Source organism: Sulfitobacter sediminis (genome assembly GCF_040811725.1).
In the GTDB taxonomy this organism is placed as follows: domain Bacteria; phylum Pseudomonadota; class Alphaproteobacteria; order Rhodobacterales; family Rhodobacteraceae; genus Sulfitobacter; species Sulfitobacter sediminis.
The window spans coordinates 34,904-59,248 of record NZ_JBFNXX010000003.1; the positions used below are offsets into that span (position 1 = coordinate 34,904).

At 61.5% G+C, this 24,345-nt stretch carries 31 protein-coding genes; 18 read left to right on the top strand and 13 right to left on the bottom strand.

The genetic code is table 11. The features are described from left to right. Window positions 1–79: 79 nt before the first annotated feature. The 7 genes from AB2B41_RS04660 (at window position 80) to AB2B41_RS04690 (ending at window position 4,116) form a co-directional block, all read left to right on the top strand. Entirely contained in the window at window positions 80–673 is a 594-nt protein-coding gene (locus AB2B41_RS04660) for a hypothetical protein (RefSeq protein ID WP_367876588.1), read from the top strand. A gap of 93 nt (window positions 674–766) precedes the next feature. Further along, the gene (locus AB2B41_RS04665; protein WP_367876589.1) at window positions 767–1,090 is read left to right on the top strand and encodes a hypothetical protein; all 324 of its coding nucleotides are present in this window, start codon (window positions 767–769) and stop codon (window positions 1,088–1,090) included. Between the two features lie 111 nt (window positions 1,091–1,201). Then, window positions 1,202–1,483: a type II toxin-antitoxin system RelE/ParE family toxin gene (locus tag AB2B41_RS04670; RefSeq protein ID WP_367876590.1), complete on the top strand. Its 282-nt coding sequence runs from the start codon at window positions 1,202–1,204 to the stop codon at window positions 1,481–1,483. Further along, a complete protein-coding gene (locus tag AB2B41_RS04675) occupies window positions 1,458–1,769 on the top strand; it encodes a HigA family addiction module antitoxin (RefSeq protein WP_367876591.1) in 312 nt (103 codons plus the stop codon). The genes AB2B41_RS04670 and AB2B41_RS04675 overlap by 26 nt, the downstream gene beginning before the upstream one ends. An 80-nt stretch (window positions 1,770–1,849) precedes the next feature. Then, on the top strand, window positions 1,850–2,086 hold the full coding sequence (locus AB2B41_RS04680; RefSeq protein WP_367876592.1) for a TraR/DksA family transcriptional regulator: 237 nt from the start codon (window positions 1,850–1,852) through the stop codon (window positions 2,084–2,086). Between the two features lie 156 nt (window positions 2,087–2,242). Further along, window positions 2,243–3,427, top strand: coding sequence for a cytochrome P450 (locus AB2B41_RS04685; RefSeq protein ID WP_367876593.1), 1,185 nt, complete (start codon window positions 2,243–2,245; stop codon window positions 3,425–3,427). Window positions 3,428–3,573: 146 nt separating this feature from the next. Next, window positions 3,574–4,116, top strand: a complete 543-nt coding sequence (locus tag AB2B41_RS04690) for a hypothetical protein (RefSeq protein WP_367876594.1) — start codon at window positions 3,574–3,576, stop codon at window positions 4,114–4,116. 256 nt (window positions 4,117–4,372) lie between these two features. On the opposite strand, the gene AB2B41_RS04695 is transcribed toward AB2B41_RS04690, so the two are convergent. Then, the gene (locus tag AB2B41_RS04695; RefSeq protein ID WP_367876595.1) at window positions 4,373–4,579 is read right to left on the bottom strand and encodes a cold-shock protein; all 207 of its coding nucleotides are present in this window, start codon (window positions 4,577–4,579) and stop codon (window positions 4,373–4,375) included. 157 nt (window positions 4,580–4,736) lie between these two features. Between AB2B41_RS04695 and AB2B41_RS04700 the strand changes: the two genes are divergently transcribed. Next, window positions 4,737–5,066, top strand: a complete 330-nt coding sequence (locus AB2B41_RS04700; RefSeq protein WP_367876877.1) for an arsenate reductase family protein — start codon at window positions 4,737–4,739, stop codon at window positions 5,064–5,066. A gap of 15 nt (window positions 5,067–5,081) precedes the next feature. Here AB2B41_RS04700 and AB2B41_RS04705 read toward each other — a convergent pair whose 3' ends face one another. From AB2B41_RS04705 to AB2B41_RS04730, 6 genes are all read right to left on the bottom strand, one after another. Continuing rightward, complete coding sequence (locus AB2B41_RS04705; RefSeq protein WP_367876596.1) at window positions 5,082–5,618, bottom strand: DoxX family protein; 537 nt, start codon at window positions 5,616–5,618, stop codon at window positions 5,082–5,084. Next, a complete protein-coding gene (locus AB2B41_RS04710; RefSeq protein ID WP_367876597.1) occupies window positions 5,615–6,373 on the bottom strand; it encodes an HvfC/BufC family peptide modification chaperone in 759 nt (252 codons plus the stop codon). Before AB2B41_RS04710 ends, AB2B41_RS04705 begins: the two co-directional genes overlap by 4 nt. Continuing rightward, entirely contained in the window at window positions 6,370–7,239 is an 870-nt protein-coding gene (gene bufB / locus AB2B41_RS04715; RefSeq protein ID WP_367876598.1) for an MNIO family bufferin maturase, read from the bottom strand. Before bufB ends, AB2B41_RS04710 begins: the two co-directional genes overlap by 4 nt. Before the next feature lie 61 nt (window positions 7,240–7,300). Next, complete coding sequence (locus tag AB2B41_RS04720; RefSeq protein WP_367876599.1) at window positions 7,301–7,606, bottom strand: BufA1 family periplasmic bufferin-type metallophore; 306 nt, start codon at window positions 7,604–7,606, stop codon at window positions 7,301–7,303. A 216-nt stretch (window positions 7,607–7,822) separates the two neighbouring features. Beyond that, on the bottom strand, window positions 7,823–9,772 hold the full coding sequence (thrS, locus tag AB2B41_RS04725; protein WP_367876600.1) for a threonine--tRNA ligase: 1,950 nt from the start codon (window positions 9,770–9,772) through the stop codon (window positions 7,823–7,825). An 86-nt stretch (window positions 9,773–9,858) separates the two neighbouring features. Continuing rightward, a complete protein-coding gene (locus tag AB2B41_RS04730; protein WP_367876601.1) occupies window positions 9,859–11,034 on the bottom strand; it encodes an MFS transporter in 1,176 nt (391 codons plus the stop codon). 140 nt (window positions 11,035–11,174) lie between these two features. Here AB2B41_RS04730 and AB2B41_RS04735 point away from each other — a divergent pair, with 140 nt between their 5' ends. Next, window positions 11,175–12,425 (top strand): MFS transporter, encoded by a 1,251-nt coding sequence (locus tag AB2B41_RS04735; protein ID WP_367876602.1) that lies wholly within the window; start codon window positions 11,175–11,177, stop codon window positions 12,423–12,425. A 106-nt stretch (window positions 12,426–12,531) separates the two neighbouring features. Beyond that, the gene (locus AB2B41_RS04740; RefSeq protein WP_367876878.1) at window positions 12,532–12,777 is read left to right on the top strand and encodes a hypothetical protein; all 246 of its coding nucleotides are present in this window, start codon (window positions 12,532–12,534) and stop codon (window positions 12,775–12,777) included. Here the strand turns inward: AB2B41_RS04740 and AB2B41_RS04745 are convergent. Both AB2B41_RS04745 and AB2B41_RS04750 read right to left on the bottom strand, forming a co-directional pair. After that, window positions 12,774–13,208 carry an MAPEG family protein gene (locus AB2B41_RS04745; protein ID WP_367876603.1) on the bottom strand — a complete coding sequence of 145 codons (435 nt, stop codon included), beginning with the start codon at window positions 13,206–13,208 and terminating at the stop codon, window positions 12,774–12,776. The two genes, AB2B41_RS04740 and AB2B41_RS04745, sit on opposite strands and share 4 nt — an antisense overlap. A gap of 11 nt (window positions 13,209–13,219) precedes the next feature. Next, window positions 13,220–13,966 carry an ArsR/SmtB family transcription factor gene (locus tag AB2B41_RS04750; protein WP_367876604.1) on the bottom strand — a complete coding sequence of 249 codons (747 nt, stop codon included), beginning with the start codon at window positions 13,964–13,966 and terminating at the stop codon, window positions 13,220–13,222. Window positions 13,967–14,080: 114 nt separating this feature from the next. Here AB2B41_RS04750 and AB2B41_RS04755 point away from each other — a divergent pair, with 114 nt between their 5' ends. The 4 genes from AB2B41_RS04755 (at window position 14,081) to AB2B41_RS04770 (ending at window position 17,280) form a co-directional block, all read left to right on the top strand. After that, on the top strand, window positions 14,081–14,833 hold the full coding sequence (locus AB2B41_RS04755; RefSeq protein WP_367876605.1) for an alpha/beta fold hydrolase: 753 nt from the start codon (window positions 14,081–14,083) through the stop codon (window positions 14,831–14,833). An 8-nt stretch (window positions 14,834–14,841) separates the two neighbouring features. Beyond that, window positions 14,842–15,810, top strand: a complete 969-nt coding sequence (locus AB2B41_RS04760; RefSeq protein ID WP_367876606.1) for an alpha/beta hydrolase — start codon at window positions 14,842–14,844, stop codon at window positions 15,808–15,810. 46 nt (window positions 15,811–15,856) lie between these two features. After that, window positions 15,857–16,495 (top strand): hypothetical protein, encoded by a 639-nt coding sequence (locus tag AB2B41_RS04765; protein ID WP_367876879.1) that lies wholly within the window; start codon window positions 15,857–15,859, stop codon window positions 16,493–16,495. Window positions 16,496–16,569: 74 nt separating this feature from the next. Beyond that, window positions 16,570–17,280, top strand: a complete 711-nt coding sequence (locus AB2B41_RS04770; protein WP_367876607.1) for an alpha/beta fold hydrolase — start codon at window positions 16,570–16,572, stop codon at window positions 17,278–17,280. A gap of 2 nt (window positions 17,281–17,282) precedes the next feature. Here AB2B41_RS04770 and AB2B41_RS04775 read toward each other — a convergent pair whose 3' ends face one another. Genes AB2B41_RS04775 through phaZ form a run of 3 tightly spaced genes read right to left on the bottom strand, consistent with a single transcriptional unit; the run spans window position 17,283 to window position 19,165 of the window. Beyond that, complete coding sequence (locus AB2B41_RS04775; RefSeq protein ID WP_367876608.1) at window positions 17,283–17,546, bottom strand: hypothetical protein; 264 nt, start codon at window positions 17,544–17,546, stop codon at window positions 17,283–17,285. After that, window positions 17,522–17,857, bottom strand: coding sequence for a DUF6151 family protein (locus AB2B41_RS04780; RefSeq protein ID WP_367876609.1), 336 nt, complete (start codon window positions 17,855–17,857; stop codon window positions 17,522–17,524). Before AB2B41_RS04780 ends, AB2B41_RS04775 begins: the two co-directional genes overlap by 25 nt. Before the next feature lie 6 nt (window positions 17,858–17,863). Then, window positions 17,864–19,165 carry a polyhydroxyalkanoate depolymerase gene (phaZ, locus tag AB2B41_RS04785; RefSeq protein WP_367876610.1) on the bottom strand — a complete coding sequence of 434 codons (1,302 nt, stop codon included), beginning with the start codon at window positions 19,163–19,165 and terminating at the stop codon, window positions 17,864–17,866. 103 nt (window positions 19,166–19,268) lie between these two features. On the opposite strand from phaZ, the gene AB2B41_RS04790 reads away from it, so the two are divergent. Both AB2B41_RS04790 and AB2B41_RS04795 read left to right on the top strand, forming a co-directional pair. Next, on the top strand, window positions 19,269–21,074 hold the full coding sequence (locus tag AB2B41_RS04790) for a PHA/PHB synthase family protein (RefSeq protein ID WP_367876611.1): 1,806 nt from the start codon (window positions 19,269–19,271) through the stop codon (window positions 21,072–21,074). A gap of 143 nt (window positions 21,075–21,217) precedes the next feature. Further along, complete coding sequence (locus tag AB2B41_RS04795; RefSeq protein WP_367876612.1) at window positions 21,218–21,661, top strand: phasin family protein; 444 nt, start codon at window positions 21,218–21,220, stop codon at window positions 21,659–21,661. Between the two features lie 116 nt (window positions 21,662–21,777). Here the strand turns inward: AB2B41_RS04795 and AB2B41_RS04800 are convergent, their stop codons facing one another. Beyond that, the gene (locus AB2B41_RS04800; protein ID WP_367876613.1) at window positions 21,778–22,668 is read right to left on the bottom strand and encodes a LysR family transcriptional regulator; all 891 of its coding nucleotides are present in this window, start codon (window positions 22,666–22,668) and stop codon (window positions 21,778–21,780) included. 103 nt (window positions 22,669–22,771) lie between these two features. Here AB2B41_RS04800 and AB2B41_RS04805 point away from each other — a divergent pair, with 103 nt between their 5' ends. Both AB2B41_RS04805 and phaR read left to right on the top strand, forming a co-directional pair. Beyond that, window positions 22,772–23,680 (top strand): NAD-dependent epimerase/dehydratase family protein, encoded by a 909-nt coding sequence (locus tag AB2B41_RS04805; protein WP_367876614.1) that lies wholly within the window; start codon window positions 22,772–22,774, stop codon window positions 23,678–23,680. 53 nt (window positions 23,681–23,733) lie between these two features. Beyond that, window positions 23,734–24,324 carry a polyhydroxyalkanoate synthesis repressor PhaR gene (phaR, locus tag AB2B41_RS04810; RefSeq protein WP_420014279.1) on the top strand — a complete coding sequence of 197 codons (591 nt, stop codon included), beginning with the start codon at window positions 23,734–23,736 and terminating at the stop codon, window positions 24,322–24,324. The last annotated feature ends 21 nt before the right edge of the window (window positions 24,325–24,345 follow it).

Sequence of the window (24,345 nt, forward strand, 5' to 3'; positions counted from 1 at the left end):
GGCAAAACGCTCCAGTGGAGCGTTTTGAGTTCAAAACGGGCGCGCTGTGCGCGGCTGATGAGGTAATATAGGCGACTGAATGCGGAAGCTAATTCTATTTGGCAATGGTCTCGGCAGAGCATTGGACAACAGCTTCTTTCAATTAGAGGTCGCGCTTAATTCAGCTTGGAACAACCCTGCTATTCTGTCCGAACCCCAGAAGGAACTAATTATCAGATGTCTTCCTGGAGCCGTTCTCGAAGACGAGACAAACGTTGCACCAAAGAGCGAGGCCGATCTTGATCGTCTTCAGAGGGTGTTGGCGGCTTGCGATGAGATTGCGAAGAACGAAACCGAAGACGGCGCGAGTTGGCTCACAGAAGACGGAAAACTTTTTCCGTTTGCAATTAGAAGCTACATTCATGCGGCTGCATCTTACTTTCATCTTGGCCTACACGTATTGCCTCAACCTTTCGTTGATACGTTAGTTTCTTATTTGCTTGAAACACGAAGCCATGTTGCGACGCTCAATTATGATGAATTACTCTATAGATCTTTTGTGAACACTGAATTGTTTCGAGGTTATTCCTGTATGATCGATGGATTTGTCTCTGCGTTCTCCGCAGAGAATCTGGAAAGATATCATCCTTCGAGGCAGAGCTACTATCTGCATCTTCACGGTTCACCTCTCTAGTACAATTCTCCGACCGGCGAATTCTACAAATCCTCGATGTCCGGTGTGCGTCAACTTGAAGGATATTCAAGTTCCCATTTGGTTTTGACTCACGTGCAGCATAAGAGCGCGGTCATAGCCGCTTCGCCAATATTGAGGAAATATTGGAGAAGGCTTGAGGAGGCGATGATAGAATGTCACGGGTTGATTCTATTTGGCTATAGCGGCGACGATACGCATTTGAATCTTCTTATTTCTAAGTATTTCCGAGAAAAGCAAATCGAAATTGTTGAACGCGTGCATCCAGAATATCTCAATCCGGTCGGAGAAGATGCACGTTTAGAGCGTTGGAGGCAAAAACTAGCGGTTAACAGAGTTGTCGCTTTTTGGCACGACAACATTTTGAGTCACTCGGAATGGCGATGGCAGCAAGCGTAGGGCGCGCTTTAACCCACCCACCACAACGGTGGGATAAATCCCACCCTACATCATCGCACCGCCCAACCCCTTGCACTCCGCGCCAATCCATGATACGTACCACGTACCAACATGATCAAGACCTTCGCCTGCAAACACACGGAAAAACTCCACACCGCAGGCCAACCCGCCCGCCAGTTCCGCCCCTTCGCGCGGCAGGCGAAACGCAAACTGCTGATGCTTCACGCCGCCGCCGAGGTGCGTGACCTACGCAGCCCGCCGGGCAACCGGCTCGAAAAACTTTCCGGCGACCGTGCCGGGCAATATTCCATCCGTATCAATGACCAGTGGCGCATTTGTTTCCGCTGGGAAGAGGGAGGTGCCACCGATGTCGAAATCTGCGACTACCATTGACCCGATCCACCCCGGCGAAATCCTCAAGGAGGAATTCCTCGCGCCCTACGGCCTCAGCGCCACCGCCTTCGCCAAGCGCCTCGGCGTGCCCGCCAACCGCATCACACGCATCATCGCGGGCAAATCCGCCGTGACCGCCGACACCGCGCTCCTGTTGAGCGCCGCTTTCGACACCAGCGCCGAATTCTGGCTGAACCTGCAAACCCATTTCGACCTCGAAACCGCGCGACGTGACGCAGAGACAATGCAAAGGGCCAAGGCGATCACCGTCATCGCCGCCGAATGACGGACCCCCGCAAAATTCTCTAATCCCGTCTCGATGCCCTCGACGCCGAGGATGCCGCCGCCCATGACGCCACCGGCCCCGTGACGCTCGACCAACAATCGACGGGCCGGCTGACCCGCATGGACGCGCTCCAGAACCAGGCTATGGCCCAGGCCCAGGTCCGCCGCCGCGCCGCCGAGCGCCAGCGCATCCACGCCGCCCTCAAACGGATCGAGGAGGGCGACTACGGCTATTGCACCGATTGCGGGGAGGAGATCGCCCCCGCCCGCCTCAAGGCCGACCCCGCCATCCCCCGCTGCCGCGAATGCATGGCGTAGGGTGTGGTTTGACCCCACGCCCGGACGCCCCGTTAACCGCCCTGACGCAACACCGGCCCCCCGTGACACGCATATGCCTGTCCGGTGTACGCGCGGTGTACAAACTGTGATAATTAACCCATCCTTCACGAAATCGCCCGTTAACCACGTAAGCCCATGTTCGACCTCGCAAATCCCCCCGCCGGATTCGTTGCCAATCCTTTCCCGTTCTACGACGATCTGCTGCGCCAAAGCCCCGTCACCCCCCAGCCCGACGGGTCTTATCTGATCTGCCGCCATGCTGATCTGAGTGCGATCTACAAGGACACGGGCACCTATATTTCCGATAAAAAACAAGCCTTTGCCCCTAAGTTCGGCCGGGGCACCCCGCTCTACGAACACCACACGACAAGCCTGGTTTTCAACGACCCGCCGCTCCACACCCGCGTCCGCCGCATCATGACCAGCGCGCTGACCCCCCGCGCGCTCAAGGCAATGGAGCCGGGCCTCATCGCAACGGTCGATCACCTGCTCGACAACATGCCGCAAGAGTCTGATCTCATTGAAGATTTCGCCTCGGTCATCCCCATCCAGATTATCGGAAACCTCCTCGATATCCCCATGGAGGAGCGTCACCCCCTGCGCGACTGGTCCCTCGCCATCCTAGGCGCTTTGGAGCCCACGCTGACCGAGGCCCAACTCGCCCGAGGCCACGCCGCCGTCACCGAATTCAAGCAATATTTACAAGACCTTATCGCCCGCCGCCGCGCCCATCCGGGGGACCCCGAAACCGACGTCCTGACCCGCCTGATCCAGGGCGACGACAGCGGAAAACTCTCCGAAATCGAGCTGATCCAGAACTGCATCTTCATCCTCAACGCCGGGCATGAGACCACCACCAACCTCATCGGCAACGGCCTTGCTCTGCTGCACGATCACCCCGATCAAAAATCCCGTCTTCTCAATGACTTGACCCTCATCGACAGGGGCGTCGAAGAGGTCCTCCGCTACCGTTCCCCCAACCAGTTCGGCAACCGCGAGACCACGGCGGAGGTGCAATTCGGCGGTCACAAAATTCCACCCGGCACCAACCTGCATCTCTGCATCGGTGCTGCCAACCGGGATCCAGAAGTCTTTGATAACCCGACCCAATTCGACATCACCCGCCACCCCAACCGCCACCTCGCCTTCGCCGCTGGCCCCCACTTCTGCGTGGGCCTCACGCTGGCGCGGATGGAAGGCCGCATCGCCCTCGAACATTTCCTCAAACGCTTCCCCGACTACAGGCTCTCCGACACCCGCACCCCCGGCGGCCGCATCCGGTTTCACGGTTACCAGAACCTCCCCGCGCGTCTGTCATAGCCCCAGAGCTAGTGGTCCCCGGTGGGAAACCTGCATCATCTGGCCTGCGAAATCCGCACACGCCTATGAAAAAGCTAGACTTGTGACTGTCGCGGGGCCAAGGTTGCGGCAACGAGCAGTCAAGAAACACAAAGCGAGGGAGCGCCATGCGCATCAAACCCCAACTACCCGCTATTCTCGCCCTCATCCTTTCCCTCTCGTTGCCCGTGTCAGCGCTGGCCATCACCGGCTTCGAGAACGATCCACCCAACCCGCCGAACGACCAGGACGTGACAAACGAGGACCCGGTGACCGAGGATCCGCCCGATGAGGACGTGACCGACGACGATCCGGTCACCGAGGAGCCGGATGGGGAAGATCCCACTGTGGTTATCATCCAGAACCGGGACGGCCCTCCGGAGGAGAAGGACTTCAGCAAGAAGGACACCGATACCAAGAAGCCGGTGAAAGAAACCAAGCCCTACGTGCCTGAAACGAAGGTCTACCCGGTGCCGACCACGGCGAATTACTGTCCGCCGGGGCTGCAGCCGGTCACTGTGTCGGGGACCGTCAGCTGTGGACGGCCGACCGAACGTATCACCTATCAGCAGATGATGCAGACACCGCAGCGGGTCGTGAAGCGCAAGACCTACCACCGCTCTGCGCGACCTGACTGCCGGCCGGGCGTGAAAGGATGCGCCGAGTATTGAGCCTGTAAATCAACAAAGGCGAAGGCTCGGGTTGTGCGGTCCGGGCCTTTTTTCATTTAGCAGTATGAAAAGACAAGAAGCCAAGGCGAGAGCCTGACAAAAACACTGCCGCTGCCGAGCACCACTTTGCCGCGTGGTCCGCAAACTGATGCGGGAAAAGCAGTGAGAAAAATCAAGCTGCGCTGCAGAGACTGGCGGCTTTACAGAGAGATTGAATTATCTGGACCCGGCCTTTTTTGCAGCCGGGCTTTTTGTCTTACAAGAGCGTGATATCGGCCGCCATCTGACGCCCATCACGGCCTTCAGTGAGTTCGAAACTGACCTTCTGATCATCGGCCAGTCCCGTCAGCCCGGACCGTTCGACGGCCGAGATATGGACGAATACATCATTGCCGCCCCCTTCGGGTGCGATAAATCCGTAGCCTTTTGTGGTGTTGAACCACTTCACGGTGCCTACTGGCATTTCCCGTGCCTCCTTTGCTTCTCCTTACCCGCAACTGCGGGCTATTCTCTGCACTGGCGCTTTGTCCGGTGCATGGATAAACAAATTGTCCGATACGCGGAAAAATCAAGGAATGGCGCGTAAACATTACCGTGAGGCGAGTAGGGGCGCGAGGAAAATGCTAATTTTTGGGCTTAAGAACTGCGACACGTGCAGAAAAGCAATGAAGGCGTTCCCGGAGGCGGAACTGCGGGACGTCCGCGCCGACGGGATACCCGAAGATGTACTGCAGCGGGCTTTCGAGGCATTCGGCGACAGGCTCCTGAACACGCGCTCAACGACGTGGCGGGGACTGGATGCGACAGAACGGTCGCAGGAGCCGCTCTCGCTGATCGTGGCGCATCCGACCTTGATGAAACGGCCGCTGATCCTTGTGGATAACCATCTTTTCCTTGGTTGGAACAAGGAGGTAGAGGGCGAAGTTAGCGTTTTGCTTCAGACGGACTGACCGCCATCGTCGGGCTTAGCGCGCGCTGAGCGCGCGATCGAAAGAGATCGGTCCGGCCCCCTTGATGACGAGCGTGAGCAGCAGGAAAACCCAAAGAGCGCGCTGATCGAGGATGATTGCATCCGGAAAGCGGTCGAACCATGCGCCGATCTCGCTTGCCTGCCCGTGGCCGTAGACATCGGTGAGCGACTGAACAACGACGAAGCCGATCATGCCGATTGCTGCGAGCCGCGTCAGAACGCCCAGCACGATCATCACGGGCAGAAGAAATTCCGCCCAGGTGCCCGCCAGCACCACAAGCCAATGGTAGAGCCCGAGGGCGCTGGTGTCATAGCCTGCGGCCTCAAGCGCCTTGGGGAATATCTGGGCGTATGCCCCCACGGAAGGGGTCCAGATGCCCGATACGCCTTCGCCCAGCTTGGTCAGGCCCGAGTTCAGGAAATAGACCGTCAGGATCGCCGCGAAAAGGAAGCGTGCAAGCGTTGGGATCAGCCAATCGGCGCGGTCGAGACGATTTGCGATGCCGAGATAAAGTGATGAAAGGCTATTCATTTCAGGCCCTTGTGGTCTATCCCGGCAAATGCGGAAGTATCGAGTGCAAGCGTCAGCGCGGCGACAAGGTTGAATTCCGGGACCGCGGCGATGGCCGCTTCGAAAGCGGCTCCGAAACTTGCCCCGTTGTTGAGCGCCCGGAGCCAGCAGGCTCCGCCCGGCGGCAGCGGATGCGGCGCGGGGTCAAAGCCGGGGCGTGTGATCAGCACATCCTGCGCCATCTCGCGTGGCTTGGGCGCGCCGGTTTCGTTGTTGAAGCGCCAGATATCAAAGAGTGGCCAGCGCGATTCGACGATGCGTAGGGACGGGGCGAGGGCGATCTTTGCCTCCATCAGCGCGTCGGGCGCGAGCCTCTCAAAGGCGGTCGCATCGAAGGAGGGCGCATCGGCAGCGTGGTAGGACTGTCGGAGGGCGAGTTCGAGCCGGGCGGCATCGGGGAGATAGCCGATATGCGAAAGCGGGTCGAAACCCTCAAGAAATGTCGGGAAATCAGCGCCGTAGAACATCATGACCGGTGATGTCGGCGGATGGGCACGCACGTAGAGTGTCGCGAGGCGTTTGAACGTCTCCGGGCCGATAAGCTTGGCGACGAGGGGGAAGGCCGTCTGCATGGCCTCGAGCAGGGAGACGGTGACGTTGTTGCGGTAGACCGCATAGCGCTTGCCTGCGGGGTTGTGCCGCGCGTCGGAAAGGCCCTCAGGCACGGGGAGTGACGGGTCGAGCAGCCCCGCGCGGAAGGCGGCCTGGCTGGTCATGATGCGGCCCGGGCGCGGAAGTGTGCAAGCGCCTCGGCAGCGCATTCTGTCTCGGCGCGCAAGACGGGCCAGTCGGGCACATCATTGTCCCACTCCACGAGGATCGGCTTGGGGCCTGTGCGGGTGAGGGCATGATCCAGAAGCGCCCAGACCGGATCAACGACCGGTTTGCCGTGGCTGTCGATCAGCAGCGGCGCTCCGAAATCGTCGGAATCCTCGTCGTGGCCCCCCACGTGAATCTCGCCGACGCATTCTACAGGGTAGGCATCAATGTAGGCTTGGGGGCTTAGGTCGAGATTTGTGGATGAAACGAACACATTGTTCACATCCAGCAAGAGACCGCAGTTGGTTCTCCGGGTAACCGCGTAGAGAAAGTCCGTTTCGGACAAGGTGCTCTCATCAAATTTCAGGTAGCTGGACGGGTTTTCGAGGAGCATTTGTCGCCCGAGACGGTCCTGGACCTGATTGATATGGTCGGCCACGCGCGCCAGCGTGTCGGGGGTGTAGGGCAGGGGCAGAAGATCGTTCAAGAACTCCGCTCCGTGCGTCGACCAGGCGAGATGTTCGGAAAAACTTGCGGGGTTCACGCGGTCGCAGAGGCGTTTGAGCCGGGTGAGGTGATCGGGGTCGAGCGGGCCTTCTCCGCCGATGGAAAGGCCGACGCCGTGCACGGAGATCGCAAATTGGTTGGAGAGGGCGGCGAGTTGCGCAAGGGGGCGGCCGCCGTCGCCCATGTAGTTCTCGGCATGGACCTCGATCCAGCTGACCGGGCCGGGATCGCGGCGCAGCGCGTCGAAGTGCTGCGGCTTGTACCCGACGCCGGGGGCGTGGGGCAGGCGGCCTGAGGGGGGCGAGGTGTCGAGCATGGGGTCTTCGTCTGTTAGGGCGGATGGGTCCCGGGCGGAGAGGGTCCGCCCGGGGGATCGCTTAGGCGGGCAGGTCACGCTCCAGCGGCTCGAGCGAGCCCTGGCGGTCAGTGCCGTCGGCCATCTTGGGCAGCTCGATCTCAGCGCAGGTGCCTGCGTCGACGAGGGTCCATGCGTTGCCCTGGTAGTCGACGGTGGAGGTGCCGGCGCAGGTGGTGCCGGGGCCCGCCGCACAGTCGTTCTTGCCGGCGAGCGAGACGCCGTAGCACTTTTCCTTGGCTGCGGCTTCGGCAGACGTGGTGGAATGCGCGGTCATGGCGGCGGCGACGGCACCGGCGATGGCGACGGATTTCAGAGCGTTTGACATGTTTTTCCTCTCCTTGGGTCGGGTTGAGACTGATGATGGGCAGACTAAAACACCCGCGGCGTTTTGACGCCAGTCACGAGCAAGTGTGTCACGATCCTGTCAGAGATCGCGTGAGAATTCTTGTGGAATTTTCGGGATTGGGCGGGGAATCCCCGGATTTTGTTACATTTATCCCGCGCCGGGCCGGAACCCGGCGCAGGAAATGTTACAGAGCGATCACGCGCGCAGATCGGGCGGCGTGGCCTCTTTGCCCAATGTTACAGCCACTTCGGCCAGCGGCTGCACGCTGGTCTGCTTTTCGCCAAGGCGGCGGACGGAGACGGTTTTCTCTTCCACCTCGCGCGCGCCCACGACGAGGATCACGGGGACCTTGCCGACGGAATGTTCGCGGACCTTGTAGTTGATCTTTTCGTTGCGCACGTCGGCTTCGGCGCGAACGCCGGCCTTGGTCAGGGTTTCGACGACCTCGTGCACGTAATCGTCTGCCTCGGAGGTGATGGAGGCGACGACGACCTGACGGGGGGCGAGCCAGAAGGGCAGCTTGCCCGCGTGTTCCTCGATCAGGATGCCGATGAATCGCTCGAAAGAGCCGAGGCAGGCGCGGTGCAGCATCACCGGGCGGTGCTTGGCACCGTCGGCACCGATGTAGGTCGCATCAAGCCGCTCGGGCAGGACGAAATCGACCTGGAAGGTGCCGCACTGCCAGACGCGGCCAATGGCATCAGTGAGCGAGAATTCCAGCTTGGGGCCATAGAAAGCACCCTCGCCGGGGTTCATCTGTGGCTCGACACCGGCGGCGCGGGTCGCTTCGAGCAGCGCTTTTTCGGCCTTGTCCCAGGTCTCGTCCGAGCCTGCGCGTTGTTCGGGCCGGTCGGAGAACAGGATGTCGAATTTCTCGAACCCGAGGTCGCGGTAGATGTTCGACAGGAAGTCGATGAACTTGGCGCATTCCGCCCCGATCTGATCCTCGGCGGCAAAGATGTGGCCGTCGTCCTGGGTGAAGCCGCGCACGCGCATGATACCGTGGAGGGCGCCGGAGGGCTCATAGCGTGCGCAGGAGCCGAATTCGGCCATGCGCATCGGCAGGTCGCGGTAGGATTTCAGGCCCTGGTTGAAGATCTGCACGTGGCAGGGGCAATTCATGGGCTTGAGCGCGTTGATCGCCTTTTCCCGCGCGTGGTCCTCGTCCACTTCGACGATGAACATGTGCTCCTGGTATTTTTCCCAGTGGCCCGAGGCCTCCCAGAGTTTGCGGTCCACGACTTGCGGGGTGTTCACCTCGACATAGCCGCCCTTGCGCTGCTGGCGGCGCATGTAGTCCTGAAGCTCGGTATAGATGCGCCAGCCGTTGGGGTGCCAGAAGACCTGACCGGGGGCCTCTTCCTGCATGTGGTAGAGGTCCATCTCGCGGCCCAGCTTGCGGTGGTCGCGCTTGGCGGCTTCTTCGAGCATGTTGAGATGCGCGCGCAGCTTTTCCTTGCCGGTGAAGGCCACGCCGTAGATGCGCTGGAGCATCGCGCGGTTGCTGTCGCCACGCCAGTAGGCGCCGGCGATGGACATCAGTTTGAAGGCGTCGCCGGGGACCTGGCCGGTGTGTTGCAGGTGCGGGCCACGGCAGAGGTCTTGCCAGTCGCCGTGCCAGTACATGCGCAGCGGCTCATCGCCGGGGATCGCCTCGATCAGTTCGACCTTGTAGGGCTCACCCAAGTCTTCGTAGTGCTTGATCGCGCGGGCGCGGTCCCAGACCTCGGTGCGGACGGGATCGCGCTTGTTGATGATTTCCTTCATCTTTTTCTCGATCAGCCCGAGGTCTTCGGGGGTGAAGGGTTCCTCGCGGTCGAAGTCGTAGTACCAGCCGTCCTTGATCACCGGGCCGATGGTGACCTTGGTGTCCGGCCAGATCTCCTGCACGGCGCGGGCCATGATGTGCGCAAGGTCGTGGCGCACCAGTTCGTTCGCCTGTTCCTCGTCGGCCATGGTGTGGATGGCGATATGCGAGTCCTGCTCAATCGGCCATGCCAGATCGAAGTGCTTGCCGTCGACGGTGGCGCTGATCGCCTTTTTGCCGAGGGAGGTGGAGATGTCGGCCGCGACCTCGCCAGCAGTGATGCCTGCATCGTAGTGCCGTTGGTTGCCGTCGGGAAGGGTAAGTGCGATCTGGGCCATGTCTGGCGCTCCTCGTCAGTTTGGCGCCCACGAGACGCCCGGTTGCGGGTTATGTGGGGGCCTTGTGACCCCGTGGGGCGGGCGCGTCAAGAGGGGGTTGCAGGAGCGGGCGAGAGACGGGCCGAAACTTCGAGGTGCAGAAGGGCAAGTGCGGCTGCGATCCCGGCGGCAAGGCCGATGGCGATGATGCCGAAAGTGGCGATGACGAGACCTCCGAGGGCGGAGCCGACGGCGGCACCGATGTAGATCGCGGCGGCATTGAGCGCGAGGACGACAGGGGCCTGCGAGCCGGCCATGCCCACGAGGCGCATCTGCTGGCCCGCCATGAAGGCCCAGCCGAAGAAGGACCAGAAAAAGGACATGGCGATCAGCACGGCGGTGCTGACGGGCAGGAGGGAATAGAGCGGCATGATGACGATCTGTGTCAGGCAGAGCCCCGCCAGCGTGACCCGCCAGCCGAAGCGGTCGGCAAGGTAGCCGCCCAGCATGTTGCCGCAGACCGCGCCGCAGCCGAAGACCAGCAGGATGAAGGCGATGCCGTCACGGCCGTAGCCCATGGTCTGGCTTAGCAGTGGCGCGATGTAGGTGTAGAGAACGTAGGTCGCGCCGAGGAACGTGGAGGTGAAAAGCACGGCCAGCATGACGCGCCCGCGCAGGATGACTTCACCAAGGTCTTGCATGCGCACGGGCTGGAATTTGAGCCCCGCTGGCACGCGGAGCCAGATGAGCAGGGCCACGGGCAGGGCGAGCAGGGTCACCAGCCAGAAGGTCCAGCGCCAACCGAAGGTATAGGCGATCCAGCTGCCGATGGGCACGCCCATGACCTGGCTGATGGTGAAGCCGAAAAAGACGGCGGCCAGCACCTTGGCACGGCGATCCTCTGGCGACAGGGTCGCAGCCACGGCGGCGGCGACGGGGGTGAAGATGCCCGCCCCGGCGGCGGCAATGATCCGTCCGATGTTGAGCACGGCGAAATCCGGCGCCAGGGCCGAGATGGCGGCAGCCAGGGCGATCAGCAGGGCGGCGGCGGTCAGCACGCGCCTGCGCCCGATCCGGCCGCTCAGCGCGACCATCAGGGGCGAAAGGATCGCGTAGGCCAGCGCGTAGACGGTCAGAAGCTGGCCCGCGGCGGCGGCGGACTGGCCCAGGTCCGCGCCCAGCGGCTCCAGAATGCCGACGATCGAGAAGGCGGCGACACCTACGACGAAATTGCCCAGCGATAGCAGCGGGATAAGCAAAGGATCGTGAGAGGCGGCGCGCATATCGCATGATTAGCAGCTCGCAGCGATCTGGCAAGCGCGGCGCCGGGCGGCGGGGAGGCGATTGAAAAGAAGCTGCCCCCAGCGGGAACCGGCAGGCGGTTGTGACGTTAGCCCCGGACGAAGGAAACACACGGACAGTCATGCAGAACACCCCCACCCAGACCGCTTTCGAGGCAATTTCCGGTGCCGATGAGACCCCCGGTAAGACCCAGGCGCGCAATGGCCTGCGCCATATCGCGTCCCTGTCGATGACCAAGATCGCGGACGGTCTGATCGACCCCAAATTGGTGCTGGCGTGGCTTCTGACCTCGCTGGGCGCGCCTGCGGTCTACGCGGGGGCGCTGGTGCCGATACGCGAGGCCGGCGCGTTGTTGCCGCAGATGCCGCTGGCGAGCGTGCTGCAGAAACTGCGGCAGCGTAAATGGATGTGGACGTTGGGCAGCGCGGGACAGGGGATTTCGGCGGCGCTGATCGCCCTTGCAGCGGTGACGCTAGAAGGGGCTGCGGCAGGGCTTGCGATCTGTGCGGCGCTGGCGGTGCTGGCGCTCTGCCGGGCGGCCTGTTCGGTGTCCTACAAGGATATTCTGGGCAAGACGGTCGAAAAGGCACAGCGGGGATCGGTCACAGGTCTCGCCGGGTCGGCGTCGTCGGTGGGTGTGTTGATATTTGCGGTGTTGTTGATCACCGGGCTGGCGCAGAGCCGCGAGGTGATTGTCGCGGCCATCGGGCTGGCGGCCTGTTTGTGGATCGCGGCGGCGCTGCTGTTTTCGACTATGAAGGAGGAAGACAGCGAAGAGGGCGCGGGAACGGCGGCGAATTTCAGCGTGCTGAAGGAGAACCCGGCGTTGCAGCGGTTTATCGTCGTGCGCGGGCTGCTGGTGTCGACGGCATTGGCACCGCCATACCTGGTTATCCTTGCAGGTGAGGGGTCGCTCAGCCAGCTGGGCGCTCTGGTGCTTGCCTCGGCGGCGGCGTCTTTCCTCAGTTCCTATGTCTGGGGACGTCTGTCGGACCGGTCGAGCCGGCAGGTGCTGATGCTTCCGGGTGTCGCGGGGGCCGCGACCATGGCGGCGGCAGTCGGCGTCTGGGCGATTGGTATGGCGACCGTCTATTGGGTGATGCCGGTTGTGCTGTTTGCGCTGATGATCGCCTATCACGGGGTGCGGCAGGCGCGGTCGACCTACCTTGTCGATCTGGCGGACGAGAACCAGCGCGCGGCCTATGCGGCGGTGAGCAACACGGTGATTGGCACACTTCTGCTTGTCGCGGGCGTCATTGGCGGCGGTGCGGCATTGATCGGCGCGCAGGCGACGCTGATGGTCTTTGCGGCCATGGCCTTGGCGGCTGCGGTGATTGCCTACGGGCTGCCGGAAGTGGAAGATGATGTATAACCCCTCCATTGTATACATAGATATACGTTGACTGCGACGGATAAGCGTTTAATTACGACATGAGGGATGCATGCCGCAGCGCGGCTTTTCAGGAGAGATCACGGTCATGCCGAGCTACAACCGGAACTTCCAGCTGACGATAGAAGACGTTGACCTGATCGAGGAAGCGTTGCGCGCCCGTGGGCGCGAGCTGTGCCGGATGCGCCGTGCGCTGAGCGACGAAAGCCCTGCCGACATGGAATCGATCCGCGTGGTCGAAGAAGATCAGCGCAAGGGCGAGGAATTGCTGGGCCGGCTGCATGACCAGAAGGTCTTTTACCGGCCCAAGACGTCCGTTTACATCGGCGGTTAGACCATCCGCGCGGCAAAGACCGCGTATCCCATGATCAGACAGCAAAGCCAGCCGCCAAGGAAGATGAGCGGCCTGAGCGGCAGGCGCGCGAAACCGGTGATATAGCCGATGGCATGGGCCACCCTGAGCCAGAAGAAGGCGATGGCGGTCCAGTAGGTCAGGGCGGTGAACCCGTCGACGCGATCCACCAGAAGCACCAGAATGGCGAAAGGGATGCCCTGTTCCAGCAGGTTCAGGTGGGCGCGCCAAGCCCGCTGCACCCAGGGGCGATGCAATGCCGGGTTCGGGATGCGGATGAAACCGTCCGGTGCGTCGGCGGGCAGAGACCCCGCGGGTGCGGTGTTGACCCCGACGATGTAGGGGATCCAGAGCGAGGCGGCGAGCAGCATCAGGCAGGTCAGCACGCCGAGTTCGGTGGGAAAGCTTTCCATCATCATCGCTCCTACATCGCGGCCTTCATGGGCGTGCCGGTTTCCAGCCACGACTTGAGCGAGGCGGCCAGCCGCGCCCAGCCTTCAGCGACACCTTCCTGCCCGGCGGGAATGTCATAGTGTTCGATGGTCAGCTTGCAGGCGGGCCCCTGCGGTTCGATGATGAAGACCATGTGCGAACCCTTGGCGTCGGGGCCGAAGAAATGCGGCTCGAAGGTTGCCTCGATACGGGTCTTGGGCACCACCTTGGTGGGGCGCTGGGTCAGCATCTTGTTGCCGTCGGGCAAGAGCCAGGTGAGCGCGCCGCCTTCGATGGCCTCGCCCTCTACGCGGTCGCACATGAAGTGGTAGGCGGCCATGCTTTCAGGGTTGCTGAGCGCATCCCACAAAGCGTCCTGGGTGCAGCGGATGAAGGTCTGCATCATGAAATCCGGTTTTGACATTTTGTCGGTCCTTTCAAGGGTGGATTTGAGGTCAAGCACCGCTCGGGCCACCGGTTTCGCGCGCATTGGCTCGATCCAGCGATCAATGGTTTGCTGCAGGGGGACGGCGTTGAGGTAGTGGTATTTGAACCGTCCTTTCTTGGTCGTGAGGACAAGGTTTGCCTCCTCCAGCACGCCGAGGTGCTTCATCACCCCGAAACGCGTCATGTCGAGAAGCTCCGTCAGCTCTTGCAAGGTCTGTCCGTCCTTCTGGCGCAGGGCGTCGAGAAGGGTGCGTCGGGCCGGATCGGCAAGGGCTTTGAAAACCGCGTCCATGGAATCAGCTTATAGGTGATCAATTAATCACGTGACAAGATAGTCACGTAATAATCTGATGGTTGTGCTCTGAAATTCTGCCGCGCATGATCGTGCAAAGAGCAGGGGGCATGCATGGCCGAGACGAGCTTTCTATCAACAAAACCAGGCCGCAGGCTGGCCTATCACCGAACCGACGGGCAGGGACCCTGCATCGTTTTTCTGGGCGGTCTGAAGTCTGACATGCAGGGCACGAAAGCGGTGTTCCTTGAAGAATGGGCGCAGAAAGAGGGACGTGCGTTCCTGCGATTCGACTATTCCGGGCATGGTGAGTCGTCCGGCGATTTCACCGATGGCTGCATCGGGGACTGGGCGGAGGATACTGTCGAGGCGGTCGGGGCGCTGACCGAGGGGGCGATTGTCCCTGTAGGATCATCCATGGGGGGCTGGCAGGCGCTGCTGCTGGCGCGCGCCATGCCGGAACGGATCGCGGGGATGGTGACGATTGCGGCGGCACCCGATTTCACCGAGGACGGCTATGCCGCGGATTTCACCGATGACCAGTGGGCGCAGTTGGAGGCGCGGGGATATGTCGAACTGCCCTCGGATTACATGGAGCCCTACGTGATCACCAAGCGGATGATCGAGGACGGACGGCAGCAGCTGGTGCTGCGGTCGGCACTGGAGTTACCGTTTCCGGTGCGGTTCCTGCAGGGGACGGCGGATACGGCGGTGAGCGTGGAGACGGCGGTGCGCCTGTTGGAACATGCCTCGGGCCCGGACATGCAACTCAAGCTGGTCAAGGACGCGGATCACCGGTTTTCCGATGGCCCATGTCTCGATCTGGTTGTTCAGGCTTTGCGTGAGGTTCTGGGGGTAAGGCAATGAAAATAATTATGAAAGCCGTGCTTTGGTTTGTGCTCGCTTTCGCCTTGATTGTTGGGGCGCTTTTTCTTCTCGGTCCCTATGAGGACAGCGATCTGAGTGCTTCTTTCGACGCCTCGGCGCTGGAAGGTGGGGTGGCACGGCACTTCGCGATGCGGGAGGCGGGTTTTGGCGACATCACGCCGGGCGTGGAGAAACAGGTGCTTTGGGCTGGCGAGCCGGAGGCAAAGACCGACTGGTCCATCCTTTACCTGCACGGCTTTTCCGCGACAGCGCAGGAGATCCGGCCCGTGCCGGACCGCGTTGCCGAGGGGCTGGGCGCGAACCTGGTCTTCACGCGGCTGGCGGGGCATGGCCGGGGCGGGCAGGCACTGGCCGAGGCGACTGTTGCCGACTGGATGGCGGATGTGGCCGAGGGGTTGGCGGCAGCGCGTGCGGTGGGCGAGCGGGTGCTTATCCTGTCGACATCGACCGGCGGCACGCTCGCCGCAGCGGCGGCGGTGGACGCGGAGTTATCGCGGGACGTTGCGGGCATCGTGCTGATTTCGCCGAATTTCGGCATCCAGAACCCGCTGGCACCCCTGTTGACCTTCCCGGCGGCCCGTTCCTGGCTGCCGACGCTTGCCGGGGCCGAACGCAGTTTCGAGCCTCGGAACGAGGGGCAGGGCCAGTACTGGACCACGCGCTATCCCAGCGTGGCCGTGCTGCCCATGGCGGCGCTGGTCAAGGAGGTGGCGGCGCTTGACCTCGGCCAGACCGAAATTCCGGCGCTCTTTATCTTTTCACCGGACGATACGGTCGTGCGCCCAGACCTGACCGAGGCGACGGCCGCGCGATGGGGTGGACCGGTGAGTATCCTCAACCCCGATCTTGGGCCGGGCGACGACCCGGACGCACATGTCATTGCGGGGGATATCATGTCGCCCGGCCAGACAGAGGCGACGGTGCAGGCCATTCTCGATTGGGCGGAAGGCCTGTGATGGAAGACCCCGCAGCAGGTGAGCGCTGATGCGCAAGCCGGGCAGCATGTGGAGCCTTGAGACCTTCGGGCGCCAGCGGCTGTCGCGGTATTTCTTCATGCGGGATTTCATGTATTCCGAGATCAGCGGGTTTCATGGGGTGCCGAATGTGCCGGAAAACCCTGATCTGGTGCTGGAGAACGGGCGGGCGTTCTGTGCGGCGCTCATGGACCCGCTGGAGGAGACCTTTGGCCGGATCGCGGTGCGTTCGGGGTATCGGTCGCCGACGCTGAACCGCTACGGCAACGAGAACCGGCTGAACTGTGCACGGAACGATCATCCTCTGGAATGTCATATCTGGGACCGGGGGAGTGGCAAGGATGCGATCGCGGGGGCGTCGATCGTGATCCCGTGGTTTGCGGATCAATACGAGAAGGGGCGGGACTGGCGCGATCTGGCGTGGTGGCTGCACGATCATCTGCCCTATTCCGAGATGTGGTTCTTTCCCAAGCTCGCCGCCTTGAACCTTGTCTGGCGGCCCAGGCCTTGGCGGACGATTTCGAGCTATGTCGCGCCGCGCGGAACGTTACTGCGCCGGGGAGAGGCGCCAGGGGAGACGCTGGAAGAGCGGCAGGCGCGCTATGTCGATTTTCCCGCCTTTCGCGGATTGTGCTTCCCGCGGGCGCCCGCGGATATTGCGCCGTGATCGCCCCGTGATATAGAGGATCAACAAGATCGGGGTGGGCGGTAATTTCATGTGTTTTCAGTCAGGTATCACCGATGGCTGAGCCATTGGTCCTCTTGCCGGGGATGATGTGCGATGCGCGGGTTTACGGCCCGCAGATTGCCGAACTGTCCTCGGAGATGGCGGTCATGGTGGCCCCTGTCACGCAGGGTGAACGGATCGAGGAAATCGCCTCGGGTCTGCTTGATCTGCTTCCCAAGCGGTTTGCGCTGGCCGGGCTCAGCATGGGCGGGATCGTGGCGATGGAGCTGCTTCGGCGCGCACCCGACCGGATCACCCGCATCGCCCTGATGGGGACGAGCCCCCTGGCCGAAACCCCGGCGGCGGCAGCCAACCGGGAGCCTCAGATCGTCAAGGCACGGGCCGGCGAGCTGCTGGACGTCATGCGCGAGGAGATGAAGCCGGAGTATCTCGCCCCCGGATCGCAGCGGGCGGATGTGCTCGACCTCGTCATGGATATGGCCGAGGTGCTGGGGCCGGAGGTTTTCATCCGGCAATCGCGCGCCCTGCAACGTCGGCGTGATCAGCAGGCGGTACTGCGGAAATGCCGCGCGCCTGCGCTGGTACTCTGCGGAGAGCACGACCAGCTTTGCCCGGTTAAACGACACAGCTTCATGGCCGAATTGATACCCTACGCGGAGCTGAAGGTGCTCGAAGGGGCAGGCCACCTTCCGACGCTGGAGCAGCCCTCGGCCACCACGGCGGCGTTGCGCGCCTGGATGCGGCAGCCGCTGGTTTTGCAGTAGTATCAGGCGTTTGCGGCCAGTAGCTGCTGCTTTTCCTCGCGTGGCACAAGGGTGACCGGGGCGATGGGTTCGGCCGTTTCGGGGTTGAACAAGGGTGTCTTGCGCCATCTTCCGGTGAGCCGCGCAGCCAGCGCACCCAAGACCAGCTTGATCAGCCCTCCGATCCCTTCGTGCCGTGTCTTGCCGTTGCCTTTCGGTATGAAGGACCGGGATCGGACCGGCCCTGCTGCCTGGGGGTCGGTCAGGCGGTCCGTGCGGATGGACATGAAGGCGTTCCGGGGTCCGCCTGCGAGGAAAACATCTGCACGCCGCAGCATCCTGCCTTCCAACGGATGATGCCCCGGGGGCTGAAGGCGAAGGTTCGCAGGTGTTCAGCGCCCTTGTCGATCGTGATGTTCTCGGGCTGGGTCAGGTAGAGACCGACCGGCGTGCCCACCGGAAGTTTCGCGCCGCAATAGAGCGCCCCGGCGCGACAGGAGTCGCAGAAGCATTCCAAGTGCAGACCCTTCCGAGGGGCCGCGTGCAGGACACCTTCGATCTTGCCGCAGTCACACCGAAAGGGTGCTGCGGCAGCCATGGCCCCTTAGACCGCCACGTTCATATTGGCGGGGTCGCTGACCGGCTTGCCGCGCTTGCGGAAGCCCGGAGGTGTCGCCTTTTCGTGGTCGTCGATGAAATCGAGCACCAGCGGCCGGATGTTGTAGCGCCAGCTTTTGCCCGCGAAGATCCCGTAGTGACCCGCGCCTTCTTCCAGATGGCTGGCCTTCTTCTCTTCCGGCAGGCCCGTCAGCAGGTCGAGCGCCGCGACACACTGGCCGGGCGCGGAGATATCGTCCTTCGAACCTTCGACGGTCTTGACCGCGACGGTCGTGATCTTGCCGATATCGACCTTCTTGCCCTTCACGGTAAAGGAGTTCGAGGCAATCTCGCCCGCCTTGAAGATTCGCTCGACCGTGGAAAGGTAGAACTCAGCGGGCATGTCCATCACGGCGAGGTACTCGTCGTAGAACTTGTTGTGCTTGTCGTGCTCGTGCGCCTCACCCATGGCAACGCGGGTGATCTGATCGCGGAAGGCATTGAAATGCGTTTCGCTGTTCATCGAGATGAAGGACGTGAGCTGCAGCAGCCCCGGATAGACCATGCGTCCGACACCCTTGTATTTGAAGCCGACGCGCTGAATCATCAGCTCTTCAAGCTGGCCCATGGTAACCGCATGGCCGAAGTCGGTCACCTCGGTGGGTGCCGCACTTGGGTCGATGGGACCGCCGATCAGCGTGAGCGTGCTGGGCTGTGCCTTGGGGTCTTCCTCAGCCAGCAGCGCCGTGGCGGCGAGGGCGAGCGGCGCCGGCTGACAGACGGCGATGACATGCAGGTCCTTGCCCAGTTCGCGCATGAAATCAACGAGATAGAGGGTGTAATCCTCGATATCGAATTTGCCCGCGCTGACGGGGATGTCACGGGCGTTGTGCCAGTCGGTGATAAAGACGTCGCAATCGGGCAGCAGGCTGATCACGGTCGAGCGCAGCAGCGTGGCATAGTGGCCGGACATAGGGGCCACCAGCAGCACCTTGCGCTTGGGCGTGGTGCGTCCCTGCACGCGGAAGTGCAGCAGATCGCCGAAATCGCGCTGCATCACCACTTCCTCGACCACGATGCGGTCCTGACCATTGGAGCCGACGAAGGGGGGGATATTCCAGTCTGGTTTCATTACCATGCGGGAAAAAGTGCGCTCGGTCACCTCGCCCCAGGCCGCCATCCAGGCAAGTCCGGGATTTGGAAACATCGCGAAAGCAGGATAAGATGCCAAGGCAAGCGCGGAAGCGCCCAACCACTGATTTGTGTTCCTCATGGTTTCCATGAGGTCGTAAGTTGCCATATAGCGCATCTGGGGTCTCCTTTATGGGCCCGAATCGGGATTTAGCGTCGCTCCTGCCCCTGAAAAGGACGACGTTATGCTGCAAGTGCGAAGATAGGAGCAAATAGTTAAGATGACAACTGAAACCACGGATCATGACGCCACGAAAACGGCCTCGATGGATCGGATGGCAGAAAATCTTAAGAAAGTTGAGGAACTTGGCGAGCGTCTGCGCAACGTTATGGCCTCCCGGCAGACCCACAAGCCCGCACTTGATGGACCGAATCAACAACTCTTCACCAAGGCCGTACAGGCCTACATGAACGAGGCGCTCAACAACCCCGCCAAACTGATGGAACAGCAGATGGGGTATTGGGCCAAGGCGCTGACACATTTCATGGAAGCCCAGCAGGCGCTGGCGACGGGTCCGATGGCGGCACCCAAGGACCGGACCGCGAAGGATCGCCGATTCACCAACCCCATGTGGGAGACGAACCCGTACTTCAACTTCGTCAAGCAGCAGTATCTGATCAATTCCGAGGCGCTGGAGCAGGCGGTGAATTCGATCACCGACATGGAACCGCGCGAGAAGCAGCGGCTGGCCTACTTCAGCCGCCAGATCATCGACCTGATGAGCCCGACCAATTTCCTGGCCACCAATCCGGACGCGCTTGAAAAGGCGGTCGAGACGGAAGGGGCGAGCCTGATCAAGGGGCTTGAGAACCTGATCGCGGATCTCGAGGCCAACGACGGTGAGCTGATCGTGCGGCTTTCGGATGAGAACGCGTTCGAATTGGGCGGCAATATCGCGACGACACCGGGCAAGGTGGTGTTTCGCAACCGGATGTTCGAGCTGATCCAGTACACGCCGACGACCGAGAAGGTGCACAAGACACCGCTGCTCATCTTCCCGCCGTGGATCAACAAGTTCTACATTCTCGATCTGAAAGAGCAGAACAGCCTTGTGAAGTGGATCGTCGACCAGGGTTACACCCTGTTCATGGTGTCCTGGGTGAATCCCGATCCCAGCTACCGCGATGTCGGCATGGAGGATTACGTCGAGAGCGGGTATCTGACCGCGATCGAAGAGGTGAAGAAGATCACCGGCGAAAAGCAGATCAACGCCATCGGCTATTGCATCGCGGGGACCACTTTGGCGCTGACGCTGTCGCTGCTGAAGCAGCGGGGGGACAAGTCGATCAAGTCGGCGACGTTCTTCACCGCGCTGACGGATTTCTCGGATCAGGGGGAGTTTCAGCCTTTCCTCACCGACGATTTCATCGACGGCATCGAGGCGGAGACGCATGACAAGGGTATCCTGCCCTCGATCATCATGGCGCGGACGTTCTCGTTCCTTCGCTCGAACGACCTGGTCTATGGGCCGGCAGTGAAACACTACATGATGGGCGAGACGCCTCCGGCCTTCGATCTGCTCTACTGGAACGGCGACGGGGCAAACCTGCCGGGCAAGATGGCGATGCAGTATCTGCGGGGGCTGTGCCAGGGCAACCAGCTTGCCGACGGCGGCTATGACCTGTTGGGGCATCACCTGGTGCTCGACGACGTGGACGTGCCGCTTTGTGCGATTGCCTGCGAGACCGATCACATTGCGCCCTGGAAGGACAGCTATCGCGGTATCGGGCTGATGGGGTCGAAGGACAAGACATTCATCATGACTCAGTCGGGCCATATCGCGGGGATCGTGAACCCACCCAGCAAGAAGAAGTACGGCCACTACACCAACGACGACCTGAGCCTGCATTACAAGGACTGGCTGGCGGGTGCCGAGTTCACCGAAGGGTCCTGGTGGCCACGCTGGGAGAAATGGCTGGCCAAGCGCGCGGGTGCGATGATTCCCGCCCGCAACCCGGGCGACGATGGCCGCAAGCTTTTGGGTGATGCGCCGGGCGACTACGTGCGCAAGAAGGCAAATCGCTGAAAAGGAACGAGATTTACCCAAGGTAAATTATTATTGCTGCAGCGCAGAAAAATGGTTGAAATGCCGCGCTGCAGCATGTATATCTCTCGCAGATGCAGAAAGGCGGGTTGAAGCCCGCGCAACGCTAGCAAAGGATTTACAAGATGAGCAAGACACCCGACATGACCGTAATGTTCAAAGACGTCATGGGCGCATTCCCGATCGACGGTTCTGCCATGGAAGGCGCGTTCAAGACCACCGCAACGCTGAACGAAAAGCTTTCCCACGTTGCCCTGAACGCCGTTGAGCAGTCCACCGACATTTCTTCGAAGTGGACCAAAGAAACCATCTCCAAGCTGGAGAAGCTGGCGAAGGCCAAGGATGAGCCCGCCGATTACACCAAGGCGATGACCGAATTCGCATCTGCATATGCAGAAACCGCGTCCGAGCACATGGCAGCCTTTGCCGAGGTGGCGAAGAAGGTCCAGATGGACACCGTCGAGCTGCTGATGGCGGCCGGCAAGGACATGCAGGAAGAAACTGCTGCCGTGATGAAGAAGGCCACCTCCGAGGCCACCGCAACGGCCAAGAAGGCCGCCGCGAAGTAATCGCGCAAATCTGAATTCCTCACGGTCCTTCCTCCCTGAACGACGTGAGCAAGAAAGGCGGGCTTCCCTGAGCCCGCCTTTTTCTTTTGAACGCATGAAATGATGCCCCTGCCTTATCAGGGGCGGGACAGGCGTTTCGAGACCGCTTTTCCAAGAAAGTCAAAGATCTTGCGTATCCGCAGGCTTTGGCGCAGCTCGGGGTGGGCCGTCAGCCAGACCGGCAATTGCCCCACGGGCGTTTCGCCAGAGACACAGATCATGTCGCCGTCTCGTTCCGCGATTGCCTTTTGATTGAAACCGATCCCGAAGCCCGCGCGCGCCATTTGCCAGCACACCACCTGGTCATCGCAACGGAACTTGAAGAAGCAGCGGTCGGCCTTGAAGCCAAGGGCATTCATGCCGTCGATGATCAGCGGGCTGCGGTCGTAACCGATCAGATCGTGTTGCATCAGGTCTTCCAGCCCCTGGGGTCTGCCGCGCGCCTCTATGTACCTGCGACTGGCATAGGCACCCAGATCAAGATTGCCGATGTGTCTTGAGATCATATCGTTTTGTGTCGGACGGTACATGCGGAGCGCGATATCGGCTTCGCGGCGGAGCAGGTTGTTGGTGTCATCCGACGCGACGAGTTCGATCTCGACAGCCGGGAACTTGTCATGCAACTCGACCAGCACATCGGGCAGAAGATAGGTGGCGACAATCTGGCTTGCCGTGATCCGCACGGTCCCCTGCAACAGGTTGTCCGGACCATGGGCGGTCATCGCAAGGCGCGCCGCGGCATCCGCCATCTGAGCCGCCTGTTCGTATAGCGCACTTCCACGTTCGGTCAGGGCGACGCCCGCCTTGCTGCGCTCGAACAACCGCGTGCCGATTGCCTCCTCCAGTTGGGTGATATGGCGGCTGAGCGTCGGCTGACTGCTTTGCGTCGCACGCGCCGCAGCGGAAAGCGAGCCGTGTTCGGCGACCGCGGCAAAGGACTGCAGGAGGGACCAATCGAGGTTCTGCATGCAATGCATCCAAATGTGAATAACAATATTCCAACTTTCGAAAATGATAACGATATCTGGATGGTTTAACCAGATGGCATCTCAAACCGAAAGGATGCCAGCAATGCCAACAGTTATCGTTCTGGGCGCCAAAGGCCGGTTTGGCCGCGCCGCGACCACCGCTTTTGCAGATGCCGGATGGCACGTCAGGACCTTTGCCCGCGGCCCGAACGGGCAGAATACGCCTCAGGGGGATCATGTCATCGGCGACGTGCGGGATGCGGCGGCGCTCACGGTTGCCTGCAAGGGATGCGACGTGATCGTGAATGCAATCAATCCGCCCTACGAGAAATGGTCAGAAGAATTGCCGCCCATCACACGGGCAGTGATCGCAGCGGCACGGGCGACCTCTGCGACAGTGCTCTTGCCCGGCAATGTCTACAACTACGGTGCCGATGCGCCCAACGTCCTGACAGAGCAGACGGCGTGGCGACCGACAACGCGCAAGGGTCGGTTACGGGTGGAGATGGAAGAGGCCTATCGCCGGAGCGGTGTGCGCACCATCGTCCTGCGCGCGGGCGATTTCGTCGAGCGCGAAGCAAGTGGCAATTGGTTCGACGCATTGATCGCGGCGAAGGCTGCCAAGGGGCGCACCGTCTATCCCGGCCCGCTCGACCGGGTGCACGCCTGGGCCTATCTGCCGGATGCAGCCCGCGCGGCGGTGATGCTTGCCGAGCGCCGCGAGGAGTTCGGCACATTCGAGGAGTTCGGTTTCTCGGGCTATGCCCTGACGGGAAACGAGCTGGCCGATGCGATCGGCACCGCCCTGGGGCGGCAGCAAAAGGTGGGCGGCTTGCCCTGGCCGGTCATTCGCCTCTTGGCGCTGTTTCGGGCGGCGATGTACGAGATCTACGAGATGCGCTATCTCTGGCAGGTTCCCCACGCCATCGACGGCCGGAAACTGACCCAGACCCTGCCGGATTTCGTTCCGACCCCTGTGGAAGTTGCCATGAAGGAGGTGCTTGCCCCCTGACGTCATGGTTCATCGTCCGGCTTTCCTTTTCTTTCCCATGGGCCTAAGCTGCAATGCAGCACGTCTCGGGGAGGAAAATCGTGTCGGACAAATCGAAACCTCTGCTGATCAAGCGCTACGCGTCGCGACGGCTTTATAACACCGAAGCCAGCGACTACGTGACGCTTGAGGATATCTCGGGGTTCATCAGGGATGGGCGCGAGGTGCAGATCGTCGATCTGAAATCGGGCGACGACCTGACGCGCCAGTATCTGCTTCAGATCATTGCCGAACATGAAAGCCGTGGGGAATCCGTTCTGCCGGTGGATGTGCTGAACGATCTGGTCCGCAGCTACATGTCCGGCAACGTTTCGGTCGTGCCCCAGTTCCTGCGCGCTTCATTCGACATGCTCCGCGACGGGCAGGCGAAGATGATGGAAAACATGACCTCCATGAATCCCATGGCCAAGATGCCCGGGATGGAGGCGATGCAGGCGCAGCAAGAGGCGTTCCTCAAGGCCATGACAGCGGGATGGGGCGGGGGCAACAAGGCCAAGAGCGCCCCGGAACCGGAACCCGAGGAAGAGGACGATCAGGGCGAAGACCTCGACGCGATCAAGAAGCAGCTTGCGGAGCTGCAGGATAAGCTGTCGAAGCTAAAGTAGCGCAGCCTGCGCGTTCCGAAA